The sequence below is a fragment of the Saccharothrix sp. ALI-22-I genome, from assembly GCF_001984175.1.
Classification (GTDB): domain Bacteria; phylum Actinomycetota; class Actinomycetes; order Mycobacteriales; family Pseudonocardiaceae; genus Actinosynnema.
This window is the reverse complement of sequence record NZ_MTQP01000032.1, coordinates 26,353-47,910: the sequence shown is the minus strand read 5'-3', so window position 1 is coordinate 47,910 and position 21,558 is coordinate 26,353. Positions and strand designations below refer to the sequence as shown.

Here is a 21,558-nt window from a genome sequence, read left to right as displayed (position 1 = left end):
CGTTGATCGAGCGGATGGTCCAGGAGAACGCCGGGTGGGCCACCGCCGAATCCAAGGCGAACTGCTCAAACTCGGCCACCGAGTAGCCGCCTCAACCGTCCGCCGCGTGCTCAAGCGCCTGCAGGTACCACCCGCGCCCCAGCGCGACACCGACACCTCGTGGCGACGATTCCTACACACCCAGGCCGCGAGCATGTCGACCTGCGACTTCTGCCATGTCGACTGCACAGTCACCCTCAAACGGGTTCACGTGTTCTTCGTGATCGAAGTCGCCACCCGCTACGTCCACATCCTCGGTACCACCGCCAACCCCGACGGCCCCTGGACCACCCGACAAGCCCGCAACCTGCTCATGGACCTGGGCGACAGGGCCGATGGCTTCCGGCTCTTGATCCGAGACCGGGCCGGTCAGTTCACCGCCTCGTTCGACGCCGTCCTCGCCGACACCGGCATCCAAGTCGTGAAGATCCCACCACGGTGTCCACGAGCCAACGCCTACGCCGAGCGGTTCGTCGGCACCGTCCGACGCGAAGTCACCGACCGACTGCTCATCATCAACGAACACCACCTGCGGGCGGTGCTGCAGCGCTACGCGAACCACTACAACCACCGCAGACCACACCAAGCCCTGCAACTCACCCCACCACGACCGGACCACCCGATCGCAGAGCCAGGCTGCACCTCGATACGCCGCCGACCAGTCCTCGGCGGCATGATCAACGAGTACGAACCCGCAGCTGCCTAACCGCAGGTCAGACCATGTGGCCGACTTCTGGCACCCCACAGGCCTCCCTGCCCTGCAGAACGTCGATGGGGCGGCGGGCTTCCGGGTCCACCACGATCGTGGCGTACCGCTCGCGTCTGCGGAGCGCGAAGTCGTCCACCGCCACCACCCGCACCGGCCCCGACGGGGGCACGGGCCGAGCCCTTGTCAGACGCAGCAGGGTGTCCTTGGCCGCCGGAAACCCGAGCCTGGCCGTCAGTCGGGCACCCGCGCGGGCCGCCATCGCCACGGCGACCGAGGCCAACGCGTCGCGCAGCAGCGGCGTGTACCGGGCGTGCGGACTGGTCAGTCCCGCCACCTGCTCGGCGAACGTCACCGCCCCGCACCCGGCGTTCAGGCACTTGAACCGGCGCACCGTCAACGCCAGGACCGTCCGGGTTCCACCGAGCGCGACATCGGCCAGTCGCTGCCGATAACGGCCGTGTACCCGGCCCGACACCGCACCACAGCGCGGACAGACGCCCTCGTCCGCCCGAACACGGGCATGGAGCGTCACCAAGCCGAACGCCCGCTCCACGACGTCCACCGCGACCCCCGCCAGATGCGGGAGAAGATCATCAACACACCTCGGACATGATCAACTAACACCCAGCTCGGTCACAAGATCGGCGACAGAGCCCCGAGACGTGTACAGAGATGATCGGCGTTCGAGGAGCCGACATCGCCAAGACGCCGGGATGCCGGCGCTCAAGGATCACGCAGGGTGACGGTGGCCTGATCCTGTCGGCTTACGCGTCTGCCGATGAGCAGGCGTAGAGCGTCGCTCGTACCGCATGCTGGAGGTGGCGCCAGATCGAGCCGACCCCGGGGCTCAGCCGGTGAATTCGTTGACGCCGAGGGCGAAGTCCCAGTGGCCAACCCCGTTGCCGGCGAGGCCCATCGTGACCACGCCCACTCCCTCCAGCCAGTGCGCCATTTTCAGGCCGCCGACATCCAGCGGGCGCAACCCGAGGCTTTCGATGAATGCCGCCACGCCCGCTTTTGCCTGCGCATTGTCGCCGGCGATGAAGACGTCGGGCCGGCCCTCTCCAGGACATTACGGAAGATGGTGTTGAATGCCTTAACCACGCTGGTGCCGGCCGGGGCCACCCTGGCGACCTCCTGCGCGATCGAGGTCTCCTCACTGTGGGCCAGTCCGTCGAACGTGGCGTTGAAGGGGTTGCTGATGTCGACGATGACCTTGCCCGCGAGGGCGTCTCCGTACTCGGCGACGACCGGAATGACACCGTCGTACAACAGGGCCGTGATGACGATGTCCCCGGCCGGGACGGCGCCCCACTTGCCCGTCGTCGCGCCGCCGCCCAGAACCTTGGCCAGGTCATCGGCCTTGGACTGATCGCGTCCCATGACCTCGACGGTGTTGCCGCCCGCCACCGCGAGCGTGCCGATGGTACGGGCCATGTTCCCCGTACCGATGAGGGTGATGCTGCTCATGAGGTGTGCTCTCTTCCTGTCCTCGAGGTGTGGCTCTGTCTCGTTCGTGCCGGCGCAGGGCGTCGGCCGCGACGAATCCGGCGCCCGCCAGCACGGCATTCCTGGCGTGTGGTTCAGATGGCGGTGGTGCCGCCGTCGGTGACCAGTTCCACGCCGTTGACGTAGCTGGAGTCGTCGGAGGCGAGGAACAGGGCGACGGTGGCGATTTCTTCGGGGCGGCGCGTCACCACGAAATCGGCGACCGGCAGCCCACCAGACCGTGATGCCGGCATCCCACAAGACCGGCGACCCGATGGACTCGACGGGAGCGGCGAAAGCAGAATAATGAACCGGGCATGGGACCTCCTCGAACACCGACGCGTTCGAGGTCTCCTTCACCCCATCGGGGCGGCCTGCCGGAGACACCGACGGGGTGTCCGCACTGACCGGGCAGACCCCGCGGAACCACTCCCCTCCCGCCCGGTATCACCCTGCACCGAACCAGGAGCAAAGAGCGGGTAAAGCACTGTCCTCGACCGACGCGGTCGCCCTGCCGGAGTGGCCGGAGTGGGCCACTCCGGGCTCTGCACCTCCGGCGCGGCCCGCGAACAGGTCTTCCAGCTGGGTGCGCGTCACCGACAGCGCGTCCGGTCCCAGCCGCGCGATGCCCGGGGCTACAGGAGTTGGACGTGCCGCTCGCCGTCGGCGATGGCACGCCGCAGGTCGGCTCTCGACAACGTCCGAGGCCCGCAGCCGCACCACGCCGGCAGTCGGTCGTCCATCACCCGTGTGTCGATCTCGGTGAGCAGGTCGACGTGTTCGGCACCGTGACGGTCGCCGTGGTGCGGGGTGTCGACACGTGCACGCGACCCGTGCGCCTGCGTCCCGGCCGATGCCGCGTAGACCAGTCCCGAACTCGTGTCGTACACGGCCGCCACGTGGTGGCTGCGACTGCACCGGACATCCAGCCGTCGGTGGTCCGCGCGATGGGCTCCCAACGCGTGCAGCGACACCCTCGCGACCTCACGCCGCCGAGCCGGGATGAGGTGTTCGTACGCGTTCATGGCACCACGCCAGGACCGAACGCCGGCCCGCGCTGCCGCTCAGTGCTCGTCGTAGTGCTCGCCGTGGACGGCGTGGCGGTGGCCGTCGTGCACGTAGTCCACGTGATCGCCGTGCGGGACCGCCACGTGGCCGCAACCCTCGCCGTGCGCGTGGCCGTGCTCGTCGTGGGCCCCGTGGTCGGCGGGCTCGCACTCGTCGAAGTGCCCCTCGTGCGCCCGGTGGAGGTGGCCGTCGTGCACGTAGTCGACGTGGTCCACGTGCGGGACCGCCACGTGGCCACAACCCTCGCCGTGCGCGTGCTCGTGGTCGGTGTGCTCAAGGTGTGCAGTGGTCATGGGCGATCCGCCTTTCGGTGCCACCGGGGCTTCATCCGCACCCGGATGTCTCAACGCTCGTGACCGAGCGCAACAACATATTAGGCCATGCGCATATATGCCGCCGCTCTCACACCCACTCGAACGGACGTACCACCTCTCCGCCGATGTGGCTTGAGCTGAAAATGATTGTCATTGGTAGTGGTGTCATGGACACCTCCGTCGTTCTGGTTGCCGGGTTGGGCGAGCACACCGTGGCCGAGGAGGTATGGCGGGCCCTTCCGGGCGCGGTGCTGGTCCGCCACGACCTGAGCAGGTTGGCCGACGGCATCGTGCGCCGCTGGGTCGACGGCGTGTCGACCGAATTGCGCCTGGCGCACGGCTGCGTGTCCTGCACGATGCGCCACGACCTGCTGCCACTCCTGAGACGCCTGGACGGGCCGGTGGTGGTGCACCTGGACCCGGCACTGGAACCCGAGGCGGTGTGCTTCGCGCTGATGGACGAGCCGGTCCGCGTCGAGGCCGTCGTCACGGTCGTGGACCGGGCCACCTGGCCGGCCGACGCGATGGGCGGCGACCTCCTGGCCGACCGGGGACTGGGCGCCGCGGCCGGCAACGACCGCACCGCGGCGCAACTGGTCGTGGGTCAGGCCGAGTTCGCCGACGTCCTGGTCCTGACCGGACCGGAGGACGAGCGGGTGACCGCCGTCCTCGACCGGCTCAACCCGACCACCGCGCGGCAGGAACTGGCACACCTGGACGTCCGGGCGCTGCTGCGCAGCAAGGCAACGAAGGACGCCGAACTGCTCGTGCTGCGACACGAGAACGCGGTCCTTCGCCGACAGTTCGCGGGCCCGGTCCGCCACGAGCCCTCAGACCGGTTCCGCTTCGCCGCTCTGTCCAGACTGGTGGCCCGCCGCCGCCAGCAGCGGGCCGTCTTCCCCGTCGCTCCAGGCACCCTGCTCACCTGGCACCGCGGATTCATCGCCGAAAGGTGGGACTACACAGCCCACCGACACACCGGACGCCCACCCACCCAAGCAGCGATCAGGTCGCTCGTGCTACGGCTTGCCAGGGAGAACCCGCGGTGGGGTCATCGGCGGATTACAGGGTGAACCGGCCCGACTCGGCCACCGAATTGCTCCTTCAACCGTCCGGCAGATCCTGCACGCCGCGGGCATCGACCCGGCACCCCGCCGCGCAGGCCCGACCTGGCGGGAGTTCCTCACCGCCCAATCCACAAGCATCATCGCGACCGACTTCTCCACATCGACACCATTCTCGGAAAACGCCTCTACGCACTGGCGTTCCTCGAACACGGCACCAGGCGCCTGCACATCACCGACGTCACCGCCCACCCGACCCAAGCCTGGACAACCCAGCAGGCCAGAAACCTCGCCGCCGACCTCGACACCCGGATGGAGTCGCTGCGCTTCCTGCTCTGCGACCGCGACGGCAAGTACAGCGAGGCATTCGACGCCGTCTTTCAGACCGACGACCTCCGTGTGGTCACCAGCGCGCTGCAAGCCCCTCGCATGAACGCCCACCGCGAACGACTCATCGGCACCGTCCGACGCGAACTCCTCGACCACATCCTGATCACGGGAGAAGCCCACGCACGACAAATCCTCAAGACCTACGAAAACCACTACAACCGACACCGACCCCACCAAGCCCGCGACCAACTACCACCCCAAGCGCGACGGCACCCCGCCCCGGTGCACGACCTCGGTGCCCCAGACTGCTGCGCACCCGCATCCTCGGCGGACTCGTCAACGAGTACAAACACGCCGCTGACCTGCAACGATGACCTTTCGAACGGCACACGGTCACGATGCAGCCCTTGCCGCAACTTCTCTGGGCATTGCTCGACCGAGTTGCGCTCCGAGGGCCGTGCAGTCGAAGCATGGGCCCTGAACTCGGCGCCATCACCGCAGACCCGGCCGCGAGGTGTTGCCGTTGCGGGGCGCCGGACATGGGCTCGCAGACCAACCCGGCGGGGCGCAGATCGAGGATCACTCGGCAAGCGCGTACTCCACCGCCTGCTCGAAACTCAGCCGGGTACCACGCCGGAAGGCGTTGTCGAACGCCCGGTCCCCGATCGCGTCTCGAACCGCGTTCTCACACTCGCGGTGTGGGCGGTCGAAGTTGTTCCGCGACCCGAATCCGGGCACGCCGAACCCGGTCCAGGCGTGGTGGGCGGCGCCGAGCAGTACGGGCGCACGTTCACCGCGGTCGCCGGTGGCGACGGTGATCCATGCCAGCAGTTCGAGGTTCGTCGCGACGCCGAGCGGGTCGTGGAACGCCTGGTGGATGCGCAGGCTCTGGCAGGCGTGGGCAAGCGCGTCGGACGGCTCGCCGGACGCGAGGGCGGCGCGGGCGAGCACGTACTGGACCCAGGACATGGTCCACTGCTCGCCGCTGTGGTCGGCCAGCGACCGGGCTTCCTCGCACACGTGGATTCCCTGGGCGATCTCCCCCTGGTACACCAGCGCAGCGGCCTGGAAAACCATGGCCAGCACGGTGATGCCGGCGGACTGGTCCGATCCGGGTCGGCGCAGTCGCGCCAGCGCCTGATTCTCCAGATCGACGGCCCGGCGGTTGTCGTCGCGGAGCATGGCCGCCAGGCCGAGGCCGGAGGTCGCCCGCGCCGCCGCCGAATCGTCCCCGAGCCGGTCGGCCAGGATGCGGGACAGCTCGTGGAAAACCGACCCCACGGTCACGTCGCCTTGCAGGACGGCGATGTAGCCGGCAGCCCACAGGGCGTCGACGCGCTCGCGGCTGGGGTCGGGTTCGACCTGGAGCAGCTGCTCCAGCCAGTGGCGCCCCTCGGGCAGCAGACCGCCGGCGATCCAGTAGAACCACAGCGAGGCCGCCAGCCGCAGTCCGGTCCGTGCCTGGCCCGGGGTGGCCCGGCTGAACTCCAGTGCCGCGCGCAGGTCGGCGTGGTCGCGTCGCACGAGTTCGCATCGCCGCACTTGGTCCGGCCCGAACCAGCCGGCCTCGGTCGACTCGGCCAGCCGCAGGTAGTGGTCCCGGTGCCGGATCCGCAGGGCCGTCTCGTCACCGCCGGCGCGAAGCCTGTCCAGCCCGTACTCGCGGACCGTCTGCAGCAGGCGCAGCCGCGTGTCGCCGTCGAGCTGCTCCGGGAGCACCACGGACTTGTCGGCCAGGCCGGCCAGCACGTGGAGCACGTCGGCGTGTTCGATGCCGTTCCCGCCGCAGACGTCTTCGGCGGCGGCGAGGTCGAAGCTGCCGGCGAAGACCGACAGCCTGCTCCACAGCGATCGTTCGGCGGGCGTGCACAGGCTGAAACTCCAGTCCAGCGTGGCTCGCAGCAGCTCCTGCCGGTCGTGGCCGGTAAGCAGCCCGAAGCGGTCGTCCAGCCGGTCCAGCACCTGCCGGGGCGACAGGCCGCGTAGTTGCACGGCCGCCAGTTCGATCGCCAGCGGTATCCCGTCCAGCCGGCGGCAGATCCCCGCCATGGCCATGCGTTCCCGCGGGGTCGGCGACAGCCCCGGCGCGACGGCGGCCGCCCGCTCCTCCAGCAGGGTCAGCGCGGCCCGGCGGGGGCTGGACCGCGCCGGCAGCGGTCGGCCGGGGTCGGGCACGGCGAGTGGTGTAACAGGCCGGATGTGCTCCCCTGCCACGCCGAGCGGCCACCTGCTGGTCGCCAGCATTCGCACCTGCCCGCCGGCGCTCAGCACGTCGTGGGCCAGGGCGGCGCAGGCGTCCACCAGGTGCTCGCAGTTGTCCAGGACCAGCAGCAGGTGTCTACCGCGCAGGTGGTCGAGCAGCGTATTGATCGGGGACCAGCCCTGCCGGTCGTGGATACCGAACGTCATCATCACGGTGTCGGGAACCAGCTCCGGCTCCTGCAACCCTGACAGGTCGACCAGCCACACGCCGTCCGGGAACGCGTGCGCGAGCTCGCTCGCCGCGCGAAGGCCCAGCCGGGTCTTGCCGACGCCCGGGGTGCCGGTCAGGGTCACCAGCCGCGCGTGGCCCAGCAGCCGCTTCACCTCGACCACGTCCCGCCGCCGGTCGATGAAGCTCGTCGCCTCGACGGGCAAGCCGCTCAGCTGACGCACAGGCATCACCCACCACGTGCTCGCGAACCTCGCCGGCAAAACCCGCTGGTCCAAGCCTCGCCACCGGACGCGCCGCCCGCAACAGCAGGCTCCATGCCGGACGGGTGTGGGGTGCCCGGACTCCGCGCTGGGCCGCTGAGCTGCGGTGCTCGTGCACCACGAACCGCAGGAGCATGATCGTGAGGTGTGGCGTTACGACTGCTGTACCTGATCTTCGTCCGGCTCGTGCCGGCAGGGCCCTGGGCGCTGGTTGCCCTGTGGGTCGGTGCGTGCGTACAAGCCCGTTCTGGCGACCCCGGCTTCGCGGGTGGGAGTTGAGGTCGCAGCCGCCGTGAGGCGGTAGGTGCCCGCCGAGCAGGCGGTCCATCGCGGCGCGGATGCCGGCGTCGTTGCGGTGGCGTTGTTCGGCGGTCAGCGGCATGACGTGCCCTCCGAGCTGGTCGTCGGGCCGCCGGCCTGGTCGCGGGTGTGTCGAGGGCGTCGAGTACTCGGTGGACCCGGCCGTGTTCACGTCGCAGTCAAGCCTCCTCCCTGGCACGGATCCTGGGATTGCCGAGGAACGCCTGGAAGGTGGTGGCTTGCGTGCAGCGGGCCGAGTCGCAGAGCCGATCAGCGGCCGTGTCGCCTGCGTGGTTCGGGAAGTCGGGAAACGGTTGCCACGATCGGTCCAATCTGCGTGTCGGCGCCTGCCCGTCGCCCGCGGTAGCCACTACCGTGACGCTGTGTGCACGCCCTTACCGATCACGGCGCGCGGCCCGCAGCCGGGCCCGGGACGCCCTTGTTGGCCGACACCCCGCCGCCGGCGGGTCCGGGGCCGGTGTCGTTCGTGCTGATCACCCCCACCGGCGGGCTGCTGACCCGCGGCGTCGACGGTCACGCCGTCCCCGACGAGTGGGGTGCCCTCTACCAGGAGACCCTGTGGGCGGCGGTCGCTGCGGCGGTGGACCCGCACCGCCGTCTGGTCAACGGCATCGCCCTGGAGCACGGGATGCGCGCCAAGGTCGCCGACGTCTCGCCCGACGTGGCCGCGACGATGCCCGAGCTGTACCCGCCCAATCCTCTGGCCTGGGCGATGCTGACCATCCTCGGCGCGCCCGCCGGCCGTTGGCACGGCACGGTGGCGATCACCGGCAGAGAGGACGAGGACGGCCTGACCGCCCCGCTCACCGACCACCAGTTCGGTCTCATCGGCCACGCCCACCGCCAGGCGCTGCGGCCCCGCCGGTGACCCGCACCGGGCGACAAGGCAGGACGGGGCGGGTCGCGCGGTCGGGTACGGCCGCTGCCGGTGTAGAGCACCCGCACACTGCGGACCGTGCCACCCGAGAGTCATTGCCGCAGGTCAGGCGGCATGTTCGTACTCGTTGACGAGTCCGCCGAGGATGCGGGTGCGCAGCAGTCTGCGGGTGTCGAGGTCGTGCACCGCGGACCATGGCTTCGTGGTGCCGGGGTAGACGTTCGTGGTCGCCACGGTCGCGCAGCCTCCGCACGAACTCCAAAACGGGCCACCGCGTCGGCGCCGGACACACGGAGACCGGCCGGACTGCCGCACGATCCCGCCGTCCGAGCAGAACCGGATCGCCTCGACAGTCAGGCCGGTCCGCCGACCAGGTCCCGGCCGGATCGAAGAGCCGCGTCAGGCCGGACGCGGCTCCATTGTCCGGGCCCTACCTCTTCGGGGTGATCGTGAGCGGCACCTCCACGGGCACCGGCGCGCCCGAGCCGGCGGTGATCGTGCCGCTCGCCGACTTCGGACCGGCGAGCAGCCGGAGAACGAACGTGACCGAGCCGCCGGCGGGCAGGTCCTGCTCCGCCGTGCACGTCACCGTCCCCTCTCCGGCCGGGCACCCGACGGTCTGGTCCGCCACGCCGTCGAACCGCACCAGCGGCCCACCCCGCAGGTTGTTGCCGGGGCCGACCACCTGCACCCCTTCGGGCAGGGATAACACCAGCGTCGCGGCCGGCGCGGACGTGGAGGAGTTGTTGCGGACGGTGATGGGCATGTCGCTGGGCGGTCCGCCGGTGGACATGGCGAACCCTGTGCTTGCCGAAAATGGCGTCCGTGCAGATCAGGCGGCGTGGTGGTACTCGTTGAGGATGCCGCCCAGTCGCTGTCGTCGGCAGACGCTGAGCTGGGTGGTCGCAGCTTGATCTGTGGCCGGTGGTGGCAGCGCTTGTAGTGGACGGGCGTTGATGATGCCTTGGTGGGGTCGGTGGGTGTTGTAGAAGTGCTCGTACTCGCGCAGTGCGTGGAGCAGGTGCCGTTGGTTCCAGATCAGCGTTCGATCGAGGAGTTCACGGCGGCAACTGCGGATCCAGCGCTCCATGATCGCGTTCATCCGCGGTATCCGGACACCGGTGAGGACGACCTGGATGCCCCCGTCGGCGAGGACGGCATCGAACAGCGCCGGGAACTTCCCGTCCCGGTCGCGGATCAGGAACCGTGCGGGGCTGCCCGCGTCCTCGAGATCCATGACGAGGTTCCTGGCGGCTTGGGTGACCCAGGACGCGGTCGGGTGCGCGGTGACGCCCAGGATCCTGATCCGGCGGTTGGCGTGCTCGATGACCGCAAGCACATACAGGCGCGTGCCGATCAGGGTGGATGTCTCGAAGAAGTCGCAGGCCAGTAGCGCGTCAGCCTGCGAGCGGAGGAAGGCCGACCAGGTGGTGGCGGTGCGCTGGTCCACCGGGTCGATTCCTGCGTCCTTGAGGATCTGCCACACCGTGGACGCGGCGACCTTGATGCCGAGTACGAGAAGCTCGCCGTGGATGCGACGGTAGCCCCAGGTGCAGTTCTCCCGCGCCAGGCGCCGTACCAGGAGTCGGATGGAGCGGACGGTTCGGGGGCGGCCGGGCCGTTTGGGGCGGGATCGGGCCGTGTGGTGGCGTGCGATGAGGTCCCGGTGCCACCGCAGCACTGTCTCTGGGCGCACCAGCAGTCGGAGCTGGCGACGTGCGTTGGCCGAGAGTCGGTGCAGCAGTGCCGCAAGGAACGCCCGGTCGCCGAGGGAGAACCGTGGACGAGTGTTGCCCAGTTGGCGTTCCAGCACGGTGATCTGGTGCCGTAGCGCCAGTATCTCGACGTCCTTGTCCCGATCACTCGTCGGCAGCAGGCGCAGCAACGCGAAGGCGTTGGTCACGCCCAGGTAGGCCAGTCGGAGCAGCACAGCAGGTCATCATGCCGTGCCGGTCGACGTCACGGCAGACGGCAGCCGTCCCCGTGAGCACTTCGAGGTCTTGAGCTTCGTACGCCTTCTACCTGCGTGGATGAGATTATCGGCAGGCGCAACGCCGACCTGGTGCTCTCGCATCACGTCGTCGGGCGTCGAGAGGTGGTGCCGGACGAAGCCGAGCAGATCACGTGCGCTCATCGCGAGCATCGCGCCGGTGGGAGCCGTGGCATGTACGAGCGACCACGTCTTCACCGGCTCCAGGGACACGTCCGGCCGCGCCCGCTCGTACCCAACTGCGGGACTGGGCCAGGATCGCCCTCGTCGACGCACGTCGCGACGTGGACCAGCCCCAGTGTGTGATCAACTGCTCGCGCAGCGCGCGGTTGAACGACTTCCCGCGCAGCACCTCCACCAGCACCAGCCTGCCCAGCACCACATAGCCGCTGTTGCAGTACGACAAACGCTCACCGGGTGCGAAGACCTGGACAGCCTCGACCAAGCCTCGACGTACTTCCGCACCGCGTCCTCGTTGCGGCCGGTGTCCGTTCAGATCGACCCGGCGCCTCCCTCGGTGCGCGCGTCTCACCCGAGACTGACGCGCCACACGTCCCCGACTGCGACAAAACGACGTCCCGGTTCGAAGGGCTTCTGTGGCGAGGTGGTTCACGGTGTCAGGTGGTCGACGACGTGCCGCGCCAAGTCGTCGAGCCGCCGCTGCCGAGCACCTGGTGACGGAGATGCGATCGTGGCGGGAGGCGTCGAAGCGCTCAAATTCGTGGCGGGCCGCTGAACCGGCGGATCATCGGATCATCGCCATAGCACGGTAAATCTCGTTTGGTAGCCCTGGTTGACAGCGCTAACCCGCCGGTGAACGCTGGTGAAGCGCTTCGACAGAACGGACGGAACATGACCGAGGTACACGGAACCGGGAGAGCCCGCCGGCGGTGGGCGGCCGTAAGTCTGGCACTGCTCACCGCGGCCGGGATGGCTACGGCGCCCGCGCTGGCCGACCCCCTGCCCGCCGCGAGCCACGTCCCCGGCACCGCGCAGGCCGTGGTGGCGGCGATGCAGCCGAGCTGGAATCTGGGCAACTCGCTGGACGCCATCCCGAACGAGACCGCCTGGGGCAACCCGCCCGCCACCAAGGCGCTGTTCGACGCGGTGCGCGCGAAGGGCTTCCGCAGCGTCCGCATCCCAGTGACGTGGAGCAACGCCCAGTCCACCACTGCCCCCTACACCATCGACCCGGCCTACCTCACCCGCGTCAAGCAGGTCGTTGACTTCGCCCTGGCCGACGGGCTCTACGTCGTGCTCAACGTGCACCACGACTCGTGGCAGTGGATCTCGAAGATGGCGGACGACCACGACACCGTCCGCGCCCGGTTCGACGCGACCTGGCGGCAGATCGCCACGACCTTCCGCGACGCGCCGCGCCGCCTGCTGTTCGAGAGCGTCAACGAACCGGCCTTCGACAACGCCACCGACGCCCAGAAGAAGCAGTACATGGACGAGCTGAACACGTCCTTCCACACCCTCGTCCGCGCGTCCGGCGGCGGCAACACCACCCGCGTGCTGGTGCTGCCGACCCTGGGCTGCACCCCTGGCCAGACCCTCATGGAAGACCTGGCCGCCACCATCGCCGGGCTGCACGACCCCAACATCGCCGCGACCGTCCACTTCTACGGATTCTGGCCGTTCAGCGTGAACATCGCGGGCTTCACGCGGTTCGAGGAGACCAGCCGCAAGGACCTCCTCGACACCTTCGCGCGGATGCGCGACATCTTCGTGGCCAAGGGCATCCCGGTCTACCTCGGCGAGTACGGCCTGCTGTCCCACCCGGACTACACCAAGCCTGCGGCCCCGGTGGAGCGCGGCGAGGTGTTGAAGTACTTCGAACTGCTCGGCTACCAGGCCCGGATCAGCGGCGTCACCACCGCCCTGTGGGATGCCGGCTCCTTCATCAACCGCAACACCCTCCAGTGGCGTGAGCAGGGCCTGATGGACCTGATCCGGGCGAGTTGGCGGTCCCGGTCCGGCACCGCGTCCTCCGACCAGGTGTTCGTGCCCAGGTCCTCCCCCATCACCGACCACACCCTCACCCTGGACCTCAACGGCACCACGTTCCGGGGGCTGTGGCACGGCGACACCAGACTGGCCTCCGGCCGCGACTACACGGTCTCCGGCGACCGGCTCACGCTGACCTCCGCCGCATTGACCAGGCTGGTCGGCAGCCGCGCCTACGGCGTCAATGCCTCGCTCCAGGCCCGGTTCTCCGCCGGCGCGCCGTGGCCGATCGACGTGATCACCCACGACCTGCCCGCCCAGACCGACACGACCGGCACCACCGATTCGTTCGCCATCCCCACCCAGTTCCGCGGCGACGTGCTGGCCACCATGCAGGCCCGGTACGCGGACGGCAGCAACGCCGGCACCGCCACCTGGACTCCGTACCAGGAGTTCCACCAGACCTTCTACCCGAAGTACGCCGACGGCACGCTCGTGCTCACCCCCGCCTTCCTCAACGCCCTCACCGACGGTGCCCCCGTGACGCTCACCTTCGACTTCTGGAGCGGCGCCGCCATCACCTACCACGTGACCAGGACGGGCACCACGGTAACCGGCACGATTTCCTGAATCCGGCTGAATCGACAAGTGGCACCCGGGGTCTTCCGGGTGCCACGCCCGTCTTCGGCCCGGTCAGGACGAAGCGGGGTCATCCAGGTGCCAGACCTCCTGCATGGACGCCCACTACCGCTGCGTTTCCGGGTCCGCGGCGATGCGGGTCTGGTCGGCGTCGTGTCCTCCCCGATGTGCTCGCAGTAGCCGAACAGCAGATCACCGTGCAGGAAGATGGTGAAGTTGCGCATGTTCGCGTCGAGCGGCGTCTGTTCGACAGCAGGCCACACGGCCGAGTGCAACCCGGTCGACCCCGTCGGGCGGGCGCGAGCGGCCCGCAGATCCCGCCTGGTCGAGGGCGCCCGCCACTGTTTACGCAGGAAGGCACCCTGCAGGCTGGTCTGGCGTATCAGCCGCTCGACGCGCTTGCGCGAGACCCGGATGCCTCGACGACGCAGCACCTGGCGGGCCACCCAGTCGTGGTAGGAGGACGCCCAGGACCCGGAGGATGGGCTCGACCCCGGATCAGCCGCGAAGCTGCTGCACGAGCGTCACGACCGCACCGATCGAGTCGTTCAATACATGGCTTTGATGCGATCGACAGGGCTTCACCCAACCTGCCACCGGTCACCGAGCGCGACCATCGACACAGTCTCGGTTTTCACTGAGAGGGCATCTGATCTACTTTTGGGTAGTTCTGTCCGGTTTGAGTAGATCGTTTCGCCAGGTTTGGGTGGATTCACCCGTCAGAACGCGGCTCATTATGTTAGCCATCGCCCGGTGGACCATCGTGCGCGAGCGTTGCGGCAGCGCCTCGTAGTCGCGCGCGAGGCGACGGTGCTGCATCAGCCACCCCAGGGTCCGCTCGACCACTCAACGCCTGGGCAACACGTGAAACCCTTTGGCGGCAATACGTTTGACGACTTCGACGCGGATGCCGCGCCTGACGCCGTGGCGGACGACCTCGTCTTTGTAGCCTCCGTCCACCCATGCCAATGACACCTCCGGGTGTGTGACGGCCAGGTGGTCCAGAAGGTGTCGACCGGCGGTCGAGTCCTGGACCGACGCAGCGGTGACGACCACGACGAGCAGCAGTCCGAGTACGTCGGTGGCGAGGTGCCGTTTGCGTCCCTTGCTCTTCTTGCCCGCGTCGATGCCCTGGCTGGATTCGTTGACGTTGCAGGAGGTTTTCACGCTCTGGGAGTCCAGAATCGCCGTCGTCGGGGCGGCCGACCGTCCATTCGCGACACGAACTTGCTCTCGCAGCAGGTCGTGTAACGCCTCGGCGGTGCCGTCGGCCTCCCACTTGGCGTAGTAGTCGTAGACCGTCTTGTACGGCGGGAAGTCGTGCGGCAGATACGCCCACGCGATCCCGGTTCGACACACGTACAGGATCGCGTTCACGATCTCCCGCAAGTCGTGCACCCGCGCTGCGGTCCCCGGCCCGCGCCGGGCCGCGCGCCACGCCGTCAGCGTCGGCTCGATCAACGCCCACCGGGCATCGGACAGGTCACTGGGGTACCCACGTCGAGAGCTCATAGTTGATCAACTCTAGGGCGGCCACGAAACCGGACAGACCACCACAAACCAAGATCAGATGCCCTCTTACTGAGAGCCCCGCCTGCCGCCACTCGCCTGCTCCGTAACCCGCAATGTCACGATGAAAGGGCTCGGTGTCGGGTGCACCCACTGGGGTCAGTCACACCCCGTCGGGCGCGCTGAGCAGTCCGCTGTGGACACCACCTCGATCTCGGCCGAACCACGGCGGTGGCGGCGACCGGCCGCAAGGGCGCGATCGCCGCCACCAGGCGGTGCTCATTCGAGTGGCCAGATCCTCACGAGCCAGTGCTCGACGTCGGTGAAGAACAACTCGTGCTCCTCGAACGCGAGCCGTGCCGCTTCGTCACGGCCGGTGCAGCTCACGCGAACTCCGGCTCGGCCGGTGAACGGTGTGGGGATCTCCGCGGAGAAGCCGGTGTCGATCGCCAGCAGGACCACGACAGGCGCTTCCAGGTCAACGGCGCCGGTCACGGCTTCCGAACCGGACGGGTCCTCGGACGGTTCGCCGTCCCAGAACTCCACCCGCACGTTCGCGGTGTGGTCGTTGGCGGCGCTGAAGAAGCCGACACCGCCACCGGTCACGGACGCCACGGGGCGCTCGACGGCGAGCGGATCGCCACCCGCGCCGGTGACCAGGGAGAACGCCCCGTACGTCACGGGCACCGGGGTGTCCCGGGCTGAAAGCAGGTTCGGCACTCCCGACCTCCGGCTTCGTCTGGATCACGTCACCCGACGATATCGACGTAGAACGCGTCGCCTTCGAGTATGTGGTCCACGGCGTACCAGATGCCCAGCGCCCGGCCCGCGGCACGGTTCTGGCTCCTGTCCAGCGGCATCGACGAGAACGAGACCGCGGTGCCACCACCGTTCCACAGGTTGTACGCCGCACCCTCGTAGGTCGAGGCGAACGGGTATTCGTCGCAGTCGAGCGTGCCGCCCTGTGAGTAGTTCAGGCCCCAGAAGCGGATGCAGTTCGCGACAGCCAGCAGCCGGTTCGCCTCGTACCTGTCGTCACGACCAACGCCCAATTCCGGTACGAGCCTCGACAGCTTGCGCCCGGACTCCTTGGCACCCGGGATGATCCTGCCGACCCCGCCGGGTTTGGTGTTCTCCGGTGTGGTCTGCGCGAGTTCGATGTGTTCCGCGACGGCCTTCACGGGTGAACCCGTCGCCTTGGAGTAGGTCAGCACAGCGTCGACGTCGGTGAAGATGCATGCACCGTTGTCACGACGCTGCGTGTCGACGTTGTACGTGTACGTCGAGGTGTCGCAGCGCAGGGCGTCGTTGGGCAGCTTCACCTCTGGCGGCAGGTAATCGGGAGCGAAGTTCGTGATCGTCAACGAGGTGTTGTAGTAGGTCTTGTTGTCGGGGTCGTCCGGGAACGCCCCGTTGCCGGAGATGGTCAGGTCGAAGCTGGTCTCGAACCCCGCGCGCAGTTCGCCGAGCGTCTTGGTGACGCCACCGCTCTGCGAGTTCTGGCAGGTCGAGTCATCGAGTGCGACGCAGTCCAGGCGCAGTTGGATCAACGTGCTGTCCGGCGCGGGTTCCGGACCGGACTTCTGACCGGTGTCGGTGCGGATGGTGAATCGGGCCTTGCGCACCGGTGCGCTCGTGTCACCAGGGGGAACGACGTTGGTGTCGCCCACCCCGATCACGACGAGCCGGAACGAGTTGATCGACGGGCTGCACAGGATCGGGCAGGACGCCGGCTTGACCAGGTTGTCGTAGCCCGCGTAGCACGTCGAGTAGTGGTTCTTGTGCCACCAGACCGGGTCACCCGACGGAAAGTCGTGGTCGTCGCACTCGTCGAGCGTGACGGGATCGACCGCGATCTGCGCGGAAGGACCCGGGGTCACGATGTCCGCGATGTCCCTCGTGAAGCTCTGCTGCTTGTCGGTCTGCTCCCAGGACGTGCGTTCGTGCAACGTCGCGGGCGGGGGGTTGGTCTGGGTCACCTGTTCGACGGGAACCCTGACGACGTCACCAGCAGGAGTGACCCGGTCGGTTACCAGGCCGGCCGGTGTGTCCGATGTGGCCGTTTGAGCGGTCGCGGTGCCCGTTGTCAGCAGGCTGGCGGCGAAGGCCGCCAGTACCCAGGCGACCGCGGAACGAGATCTGCGCACGAGAAAGATCCCCCTCTTCCTCCGGGTGGAACGAGAGGTCGGCGCAAGCCGATGGCGAGAACACCTGCCCCGATCCCCCGATCATGGTCGAGAACGCCGCCTCGAACCGGATCCCCCTCCGGCTGTCGGGAGGCAACGCTTTCGCGCCGCACTCTGCCGGCGGGCGATCGGAACACCAGGAGGAGCGTTCGCACGTCACCCGTTCGCCTCTGTGCCATTCGAGTGATCCCCACTGCCGAAAAGGGGTGCTCGGCGCCGTCGACCGGTGGCGCTGCCCCGCCAGCGGGAAGCGCTCCCCAGGCGTCGACCACGAATGGCAGACCTCGAACCGGCGCATGGGGGGGTGAACCGACGCGTTCCCCTCCCCCGACAGCCGGTCGCTGGCCGTCTCCACGGGCTCGTCGTTGCGGTTGTGGGACACCACCGGCCACCGGTGGCTCGGCGAACCGCTCATCGAGGGCCAACGTCATCGGCGCGGCGTTCGGCGACGAGGGCCGACTGCTGGCCGGTCTCGTGAAAGACAGCGAGATCAGCCTCTGGGAGGCGACCACACACCACCGGATCGGCGATCCGCTCGACCTCGACGCGACCGAGATGGCAATCAGCCCGAAGGGCCACATCCTCGTGGTGGCCACCGAAGACGGTGTCCAGGTCGTCGACACCACGACACGCCAAGTCGTGTCACACCTGCCGCCGAACGATTCGCGGGCGGAGGTCTCGATCAGCTCCGACGCACGCGTGCTGGCCGTGTCGGACAGCATCGGAGTACGCCTGTGGGACCTCGACACCCGCCAAGCGCTCGGCGAGCAGATCCCGATCCCCCAGCGTGTCCCGCATGGTGTTCAGCCCGGACAGCAAGACCCTCGCCGTGGGCAGCTTCGCGCAGGTCGTGCAGTTCTGGGACGTGGCGACCCGCACCCAGAACGGTGAACCCCTGATAGGTCTGGGCAACGACGTGCGGTCGATCGCGTTCAGCCCCGACGGGGGGACCTTCGCCACGGTCACGTTCGCGTCCTTGGTCGGACCGGAACGACCCGCCGAGGCACAACTGTGGGACGTGGGCACGAGACGTCGCCTCGGCGTCCCGCTCCAAGGCCACACCGGCGCCGTGGACGCCGACCGCCGCGGCACCGTCGAGACGCACGAACAGTTCATGCCACCAGGGAGTTCCGCCTTGACCCGGCCCCGGACAAGCCCGGTCACTGACTGTTCGGCCGGTTCCGCGCCCGCGGTCACGGCGTCGGCGGCGGGCACAAGGCGTCGGCGGGCGGGAGCATGTAGACGCAGGTCGGCACCATGCCCAGGTCGGCGATGTCCGCTATCGCCAGCAACGCCACGGGACGCGACTCGCCGGTCCGGTCGACGCTGAAGCCGATCTTGCCGGAGACCCCCTTGTAGCAGCTGCCGCGCACTGCGTCCCGGTCTTCCGGTGGGCAGGAAAGCTCCCGCAACTCCTGACCGATGGCGGCCCGGTTGGGCGGTCCGACCGCAGCCCCGTCGAGCGGCGCGCCCGCAGCGTCGACGCGCGGCCGCTTGAACCGGTTCTCCTTGACCGCGTGGACGAACAGCCCCGCGCCGTCGTAGGCCACGCCGATGCGCTCGCCGATCCACGGCAGCACGGTGGCGTCCTCCTCGAGCTTGCGCCCGAACTCGCTCCACGCCGGGCGGCCCGCCTTGCCGGAGCGCAGGTCCAGCAGACCGGCGCACAACCGGGACGGCTCGTCGGCGCCCTCGCGATCGGACGACAGGCACGTCCGGTTCTCGTGGACGACCGCGTTGGCCAGCGACACGTACGACATCGACCGCCCGCGGTGCTTCTCCGTACGCTTGCCGCCGTCGGCGATGAACCGTGACGTGGTGTCGTTGCCGACCACCACGGGGGTCCGACCCTCGCACTCCTCGAACAGGGTGTCCAGGAAACCGTCGAAGTCGTACTCCCGGCCCGCGAAGTACGCGATCCGGTCGACCTCCTCGGTGTCGCAGCGCGGCTCGATGCCGCGTACCGGGCCGCGCCACGTCACCAGCCACGACTCGTCCGCGCCGAGGGCTTTCTTCAGACTCTCCCGCAACGTCTTCATGTAGCTGTCGCCCTCCACGTCCGCGGGCTGGTAGACCGTCACCTCCTTGCCCTGCCGCTCGGAGAACTCGCGCAGCAGCGCGACCTGCTTCTCGTTGCCCGGCACCAGCTGGAAGTACATCGGGGACCGGTCGCCGAGCCCTTGCCCGGTCAACGTGGTCGCCACCACCGGGATGCCCAGGTCGCCCAGCGCCCCGATCGCACTCTCCGTGGAGGGCACCGTCCGCCCCATCCCGATGACGCCCATCGCGGTGCTGTCGGCGGCGAACAGCGGTGCCAGCAGCCGGTCCACGACGGTCCGCGCGTGCCGCATCTTGTGGCCGCCGTTGGCCACGACGACCCGCAGCAGCGGCAGGTCGCCTTCGGTGTTGTCGTGCGATTGCCGGATCAGCAGACCGGTCAGCTCCTCGGTGATCGCGCCGGCCGAGTCGTCCGGGACGGTCGGGCTGGTGAACTCGGCGAAGTAGACGACGGTCACCAGGGGCCTGTGGCCGGACGCCTCGGCCAGCCGCTCGGCTTCCCGGTTGAGCTCGAAGACGGCGAGCTGCGCCTTCCGCAGCCGCTCGTCCTTGCCGAACACCTGTGCCGCGCTGTCGCTGTAGCCGACGCACTCCCCGCCGTTCTGGGTCTCGATCCACGCGGTCACCACGCCGGCGCGGGCGGACGGCAGGCAGTCCTCGGCGATCCGGGCGACCAGCCACCGCCCGCCGGTCAAGCCCGCCGCGAGCAGCGCCAACGCCACGGTGACGGCGATGAACGACCGGCGCGCGGGCACCGGGACGGGACGCGGGCGCAGGAGGTCGCGGTGGGTGTCCCAGGCACGGCGGTCCCGCTCCCCTGCCTCCTCGCCGCCGGTCGACGGCAGGGCGACGGTGATGAACCGCGCGTCCCGGCGCAGGGTCTGCCTGCGTGCGGGCAGCTCCCGGTACCAGTCGCGGATCTCGTCGGTGATCTCGCTCGCCGGCTGCGGTGTCCGCTGCTCGAGCCGCGCCGGCAGCGACGGCGACGTGGCCACGACGAGCACGGGGTCGTGCTCGGTGGACTGGTTGCGGACATCGTTGATCAGGCCGAGCAGCTCCCAGCCGCCGTTGTCCTCCCGGACGTTGTCCAGGAGCACCACCGTGTAGGCGGTCCGGCGCCAGCGCCGCAGCCGCCACGTGCCCGGCCCGTACAGTTCGCGCAGATCTTGCAGGAAGGCGTGCACGAGGAGCTCTTTGAGCTGCGGCAGGTTGTCGTCGTTCTGCCTGCCCACCGTGAGGAGTTCGGCGAAACCGGTGAAGCTGGTCGAGTGCCCCGGCAGCATGAACGGCTGGCGCATCAGCCACCTCGGCTCGCCGCCGGTTAATCGGGAACCCCGCGTCCACAACCAGAACCGCAACGGCCGGTGCCACGCGAACAGCAGGGCCACCAGGAACCGCACCGGTGCGGGCAACGACGCCGACACCTCGATCGCCGCCTGGCGAGCCGCCTCCGGGCGCTCCCAGCGCGCGTGCCACAGTCGCAACAGGTGGGTGATGTCGGTCAGCTCGTTGCGGTTGTCACCCTCGTTGAGCCGTTTGCCGGTGAGCCAGTCCACGAGCCGGTAGCGGCGGAACCGGCTCGGCCGCAGCGTGCCGAACCGGTCGGCGGACAACCTGTGCCGGATCTCGTCCAGCAACGGCAACAAAGGGCTGTCGCGCTTCAGCAGAGGGCTTTCGCTCTCAAGACCCGCCCACCGGGCCTCGGAGGCGGCTTTCGCTTCGTCCACGTCGACGCGGACGACCGGAATTCTGGCCGCGCCCGCGCCGTCCATGAGCTTGCCGAGGTCGGCGAGGAACCCATCCGTCTGGCCGTTGATCAGGCACAACAGCGGCAGCGGCCGATCGCCGCGCAGACCGCCGTGCTTCGACCTCGACCACAGCGGTCGTTCGCTCAGGTCCTTGACCGCCGACAGCAAGGCGTACAGACCACGGAACGCAGACTCGGCCAAGTCCCCTCCCTCATCGGTGCCCCACGGGAGAACTATCCGAGCACGGGCGCGATTCGTTGCCGCAGTAATCGTTTCGTGTCCCAGACGCACGAAAACGCGCTGTTCAGCCCCTCGTCCGGAGGGCGCTCAGCGAGTTGGCGTTCCAGGACGGTGATCCGGTGCCGCAGCGCCAGGATCTCCGCGTCCTTGTCCCGGTCGCTCATGGGCAGCAGGCGCAGCAACGCGAACGCGTTGGCCACGCCCAGGTAGGCCAGTCGAAGCAGCACAGCCGGTCATCATGCCGTGCTGGTCGACGTTACGGCGGATGGCAACCCTGCCCGTGAACGCTTCGAGGTCTTGAGCTTCATACGCTCTCTACCTGCATGGATGAGGT

The 21,558-nt window shown here is 68.9% G+C and carries 21 protein-coding genes and 2 pseudogenes; 5 read left to right on the top strand and 18 right to left on the bottom strand.

What is annotated here, in order from left to right; genetic code table 11:
- Window positions 1-745: integrase core domain-containing protein (locus tag ALI22I_RS02980; protein WP_338013456.1), on the top strand; the 745-nt coding region annotated here is incomplete at its 5' end.
- A 7-nt stretch (window positions 746-752) separates the two neighbouring features.
- On the opposite strand, the gene ALI22I_RS02975 is transcribed toward ALI22I_RS02980, so the two are convergent.
- From ALI22I_RS02975 to ALI22I_RS02955, 6 genes and pseudogenes are all read right to left on the bottom strand, one after another.
- Window positions 753-1,310, bottom strand: a complete 558-nt coding sequence (locus ALI22I_RS02975; RefSeq protein ID WP_077004015.1) for a transposase family protein — start codon at window positions 1,308-1,310, stop codon at window positions 753-755.
- Between the two features lie 285 nt (window positions 1,311-1,595).
- On the bottom strand, window positions 1,596-1,730 hold the full coding sequence (locus ALI22I_RS54390) for a hypothetical protein (protein ID WP_274522740.1): 135 nt from the start codon (window positions 1,728-1,730) through the stop codon (window positions 1,596-1,598).
- The gene (locus tag ALI22I_RS02970) at window positions 1,703-2,218 is read right to left on the bottom strand and encodes an NADPH-dependent F420 reductase (protein ID WP_238598045.1); all 516 of its coding nucleotides are present in this window, start codon (window positions 2,216-2,218) and stop codon (window positions 1,703-1,705) included. The genes ALI22I_RS54390 and ALI22I_RS02970 overlap by 28 nt, the downstream gene beginning before the upstream one ends.
- A 113-nt stretch (window positions 2,219-2,331) precedes the next feature.
- A pseudogene (locus ALI22I_RS02965) lies at window positions 2,332-2,436 on the bottom strand (SDR family oxidoreductase); the annotation flags it as partial.
- 435 nt (window positions 2,437-2,871) lie between these two features.
- Window positions 2,872-3,261: a hypothetical protein gene (locus tag ALI22I_RS02960; RefSeq protein ID WP_238598044.1), complete on the bottom strand. Its 390-nt coding sequence runs from the start codon at window positions 3,259-3,261 to the stop codon at window positions 2,872-2,874.
- Window positions 3,262-3,300: 39 nt separating this feature from the next.
- Window positions 3,301-3,597: a hypothetical protein gene (locus tag ALI22I_RS02955; RefSeq protein WP_077004014.1), complete on the bottom strand. Its 297-nt coding sequence runs from the start codon at window positions 3,595-3,597 to the stop codon at window positions 3,301-3,303.
- 188 nt (window positions 3,598-3,785) lie between these two features.
- Between ALI22I_RS02955 and ALI22I_RS52885 the strand changes: the two genes are divergently transcribed.
- Entirely contained in the window at window positions 3,786-4,691 is a 906-nt protein-coding gene (locus ALI22I_RS52885; RefSeq protein WP_238598043.1) for a hypothetical protein, read from the top strand.
- Here ALI22I_RS52885 and ALI22I_RS51920 read toward each other — a convergent pair.
- Window positions 4,638-5,192: a hypothetical protein gene (locus tag ALI22I_RS51920; RefSeq protein WP_202970614.1), complete on the bottom strand. Its 555-nt coding sequence runs from the start codon at window positions 5,190-5,192 to the stop codon at window positions 4,638-4,640. The genes ALI22I_RS52885 and ALI22I_RS51920 overlap by 54 nt on opposite strands.
- Between ALI22I_RS51920 and ALI22I_RS52880 the strand changes: the two genes are divergently transcribed.
- A complete protein-coding gene (locus ALI22I_RS52880; protein WP_238598048.1) occupies window positions 5,112-6,998 on the top strand; it encodes a transposase in 1,887 nt (628 codons plus the stop codon). The genes ALI22I_RS51920 and ALI22I_RS52880 overlap by 81 nt on opposite strands.
- A gap of 1,393 nt (window positions 6,999-8,391) precedes the next feature.
- Entirely contained in the window at window positions 8,392-8,895 is a 504-nt protein-coding gene (locus ALI22I_RS02940; RefSeq protein WP_143531922.1) for a hypothetical protein, read from the top strand.
- Window positions 8,896-9,009: 114 nt separating this feature from the next.
- Here the strand turns inward: ALI22I_RS02940 and ALI22I_RS54385 are convergent, their stop codons facing one another.
- From ALI22I_RS54385 to ALI22I_RS50325, 4 genes are all read right to left on the bottom strand, one after another.
- Complete coding sequence (locus tag ALI22I_RS54385) at window positions 9,010-9,138, bottom strand: hypothetical protein (RefSeq protein ID WP_274522739.1); 129 nt, start codon at window positions 9,136-9,138, stop codon at window positions 9,010-9,012.
- Between the two features lie 196 nt (window positions 9,139-9,334).
- Window positions 9,335-9,697: a hypothetical protein gene (locus ALI22I_RS02935; protein WP_077004011.1), complete on the bottom strand. Its 363-nt coding sequence runs from the start codon at window positions 9,695-9,697 to the stop codon at window positions 9,335-9,337.
- Window positions 9,698-9,736: 39 nt separating this feature from the next.
- Window positions 9,737-10,834 (bottom strand): integrase core domain-containing protein, encoded by a 1,098-nt coding sequence (locus ALI22I_RS52875; RefSeq protein WP_077004010.1) that lies wholly within the window; start codon window positions 10,832-10,834, stop codon window positions 9,737-9,739.
- A gap of 190 nt (window positions 10,835-11,024) precedes the next feature.
- Complete coding sequence (locus tag ALI22I_RS50325; protein WP_077004009.1) at window positions 11,025-11,339, bottom strand: serine hydrolase; 315 nt, start codon at window positions 11,337-11,339, stop codon at window positions 11,025-11,027.
- A gap of 485 nt (window positions 11,340-11,824) precedes the next feature.
- Here ALI22I_RS50325 and ALI22I_RS02920 point away from each other — a divergent pair, with 485 nt between their 5' ends.
- Entirely contained in the window at window positions 11,825-13,474 is a 1,650-nt protein-coding gene (locus tag ALI22I_RS02920; protein ID WP_238598042.1) for a cellulase family glycosylhydrolase, read from the top strand.
- Here the strand turns inward: ALI22I_RS02920 and ALI22I_RS52870 are convergent.
- The 7 genes and pseudogenes from ALI22I_RS52870 to ALI22I_RS52865 all read right to left on the bottom strand — a co-directional run bounded on the left by ALI22I_RS52870 (window position 13,426) and on the right by ALI22I_RS52865 (window position 21,451).
- Window positions 13,426-13,929: an L-rhamnose mutarotase gene (locus ALI22I_RS52870; RefSeq protein WP_238598041.1), complete on the bottom strand. Its 504-nt coding sequence runs from the start codon at window positions 13,927-13,929 to the stop codon at window positions 13,426-13,428. The two genes, ALI22I_RS02920 and ALI22I_RS52870, sit on opposite strands and share 49 nt — an antisense overlap.
- 208 nt (window positions 13,930-14,137) lie before the next feature.
- Window positions 14,138-14,995, bottom strand: a pseudogene (locus ALI22I_RS02910) (IS5 family transposase).
- A gap of 276 nt (window positions 14,996-15,271) precedes the next feature.
- Window positions 15,272-15,673, bottom strand: coding sequence for a hypothetical protein (locus ALI22I_RS02905; protein ID WP_143531920.1), 402 nt, complete (start codon window positions 15,671-15,673; stop codon window positions 15,272-15,274).
- A 68-nt stretch (window positions 15,674-15,741) separates the two neighbouring features.
- Window positions 15,742-16,971 carry a NucA/NucB deoxyribonuclease domain-containing protein gene (locus ALI22I_RS02900; RefSeq protein WP_077004006.1) on the bottom strand — a complete coding sequence of 410 codons (1,230 nt, stop codon included), beginning with the start codon at window positions 16,969-16,971 and terminating at the stop codon, window positions 15,742-15,744.
- Between the two features lie 849 nt (window positions 16,972-17,820).
- A complete protein-coding gene (locus ALI22I_RS48500) occupies window positions 17,821-18,144 on the bottom strand; it encodes a hypothetical protein (RefSeq protein WP_143531919.1) in 324 nt (107 codons plus the stop codon).
- 227 nt (window positions 18,145-18,371) lie between these two features.
- Window positions 18,372-21,185 carry a hypothetical protein gene (locus ALI22I_RS02890; protein ID WP_077004004.1) on the bottom strand — a complete coding sequence of 938 codons (2,814 nt, stop codon included), beginning with the start codon at window positions 21,183-21,185 and terminating at the stop codon, window positions 18,372-18,374.
- A gap of 32 nt (window positions 21,186-21,217) precedes the next feature.
- Entirely contained in the window at window positions 21,218-21,451 is a 234-nt protein-coding gene (locus tag ALI22I_RS52865) for a hypothetical protein (protein WP_077004003.1), read from the bottom strand.
- Window positions 21,452-21,558 lie beyond the last annotated feature (107 nt).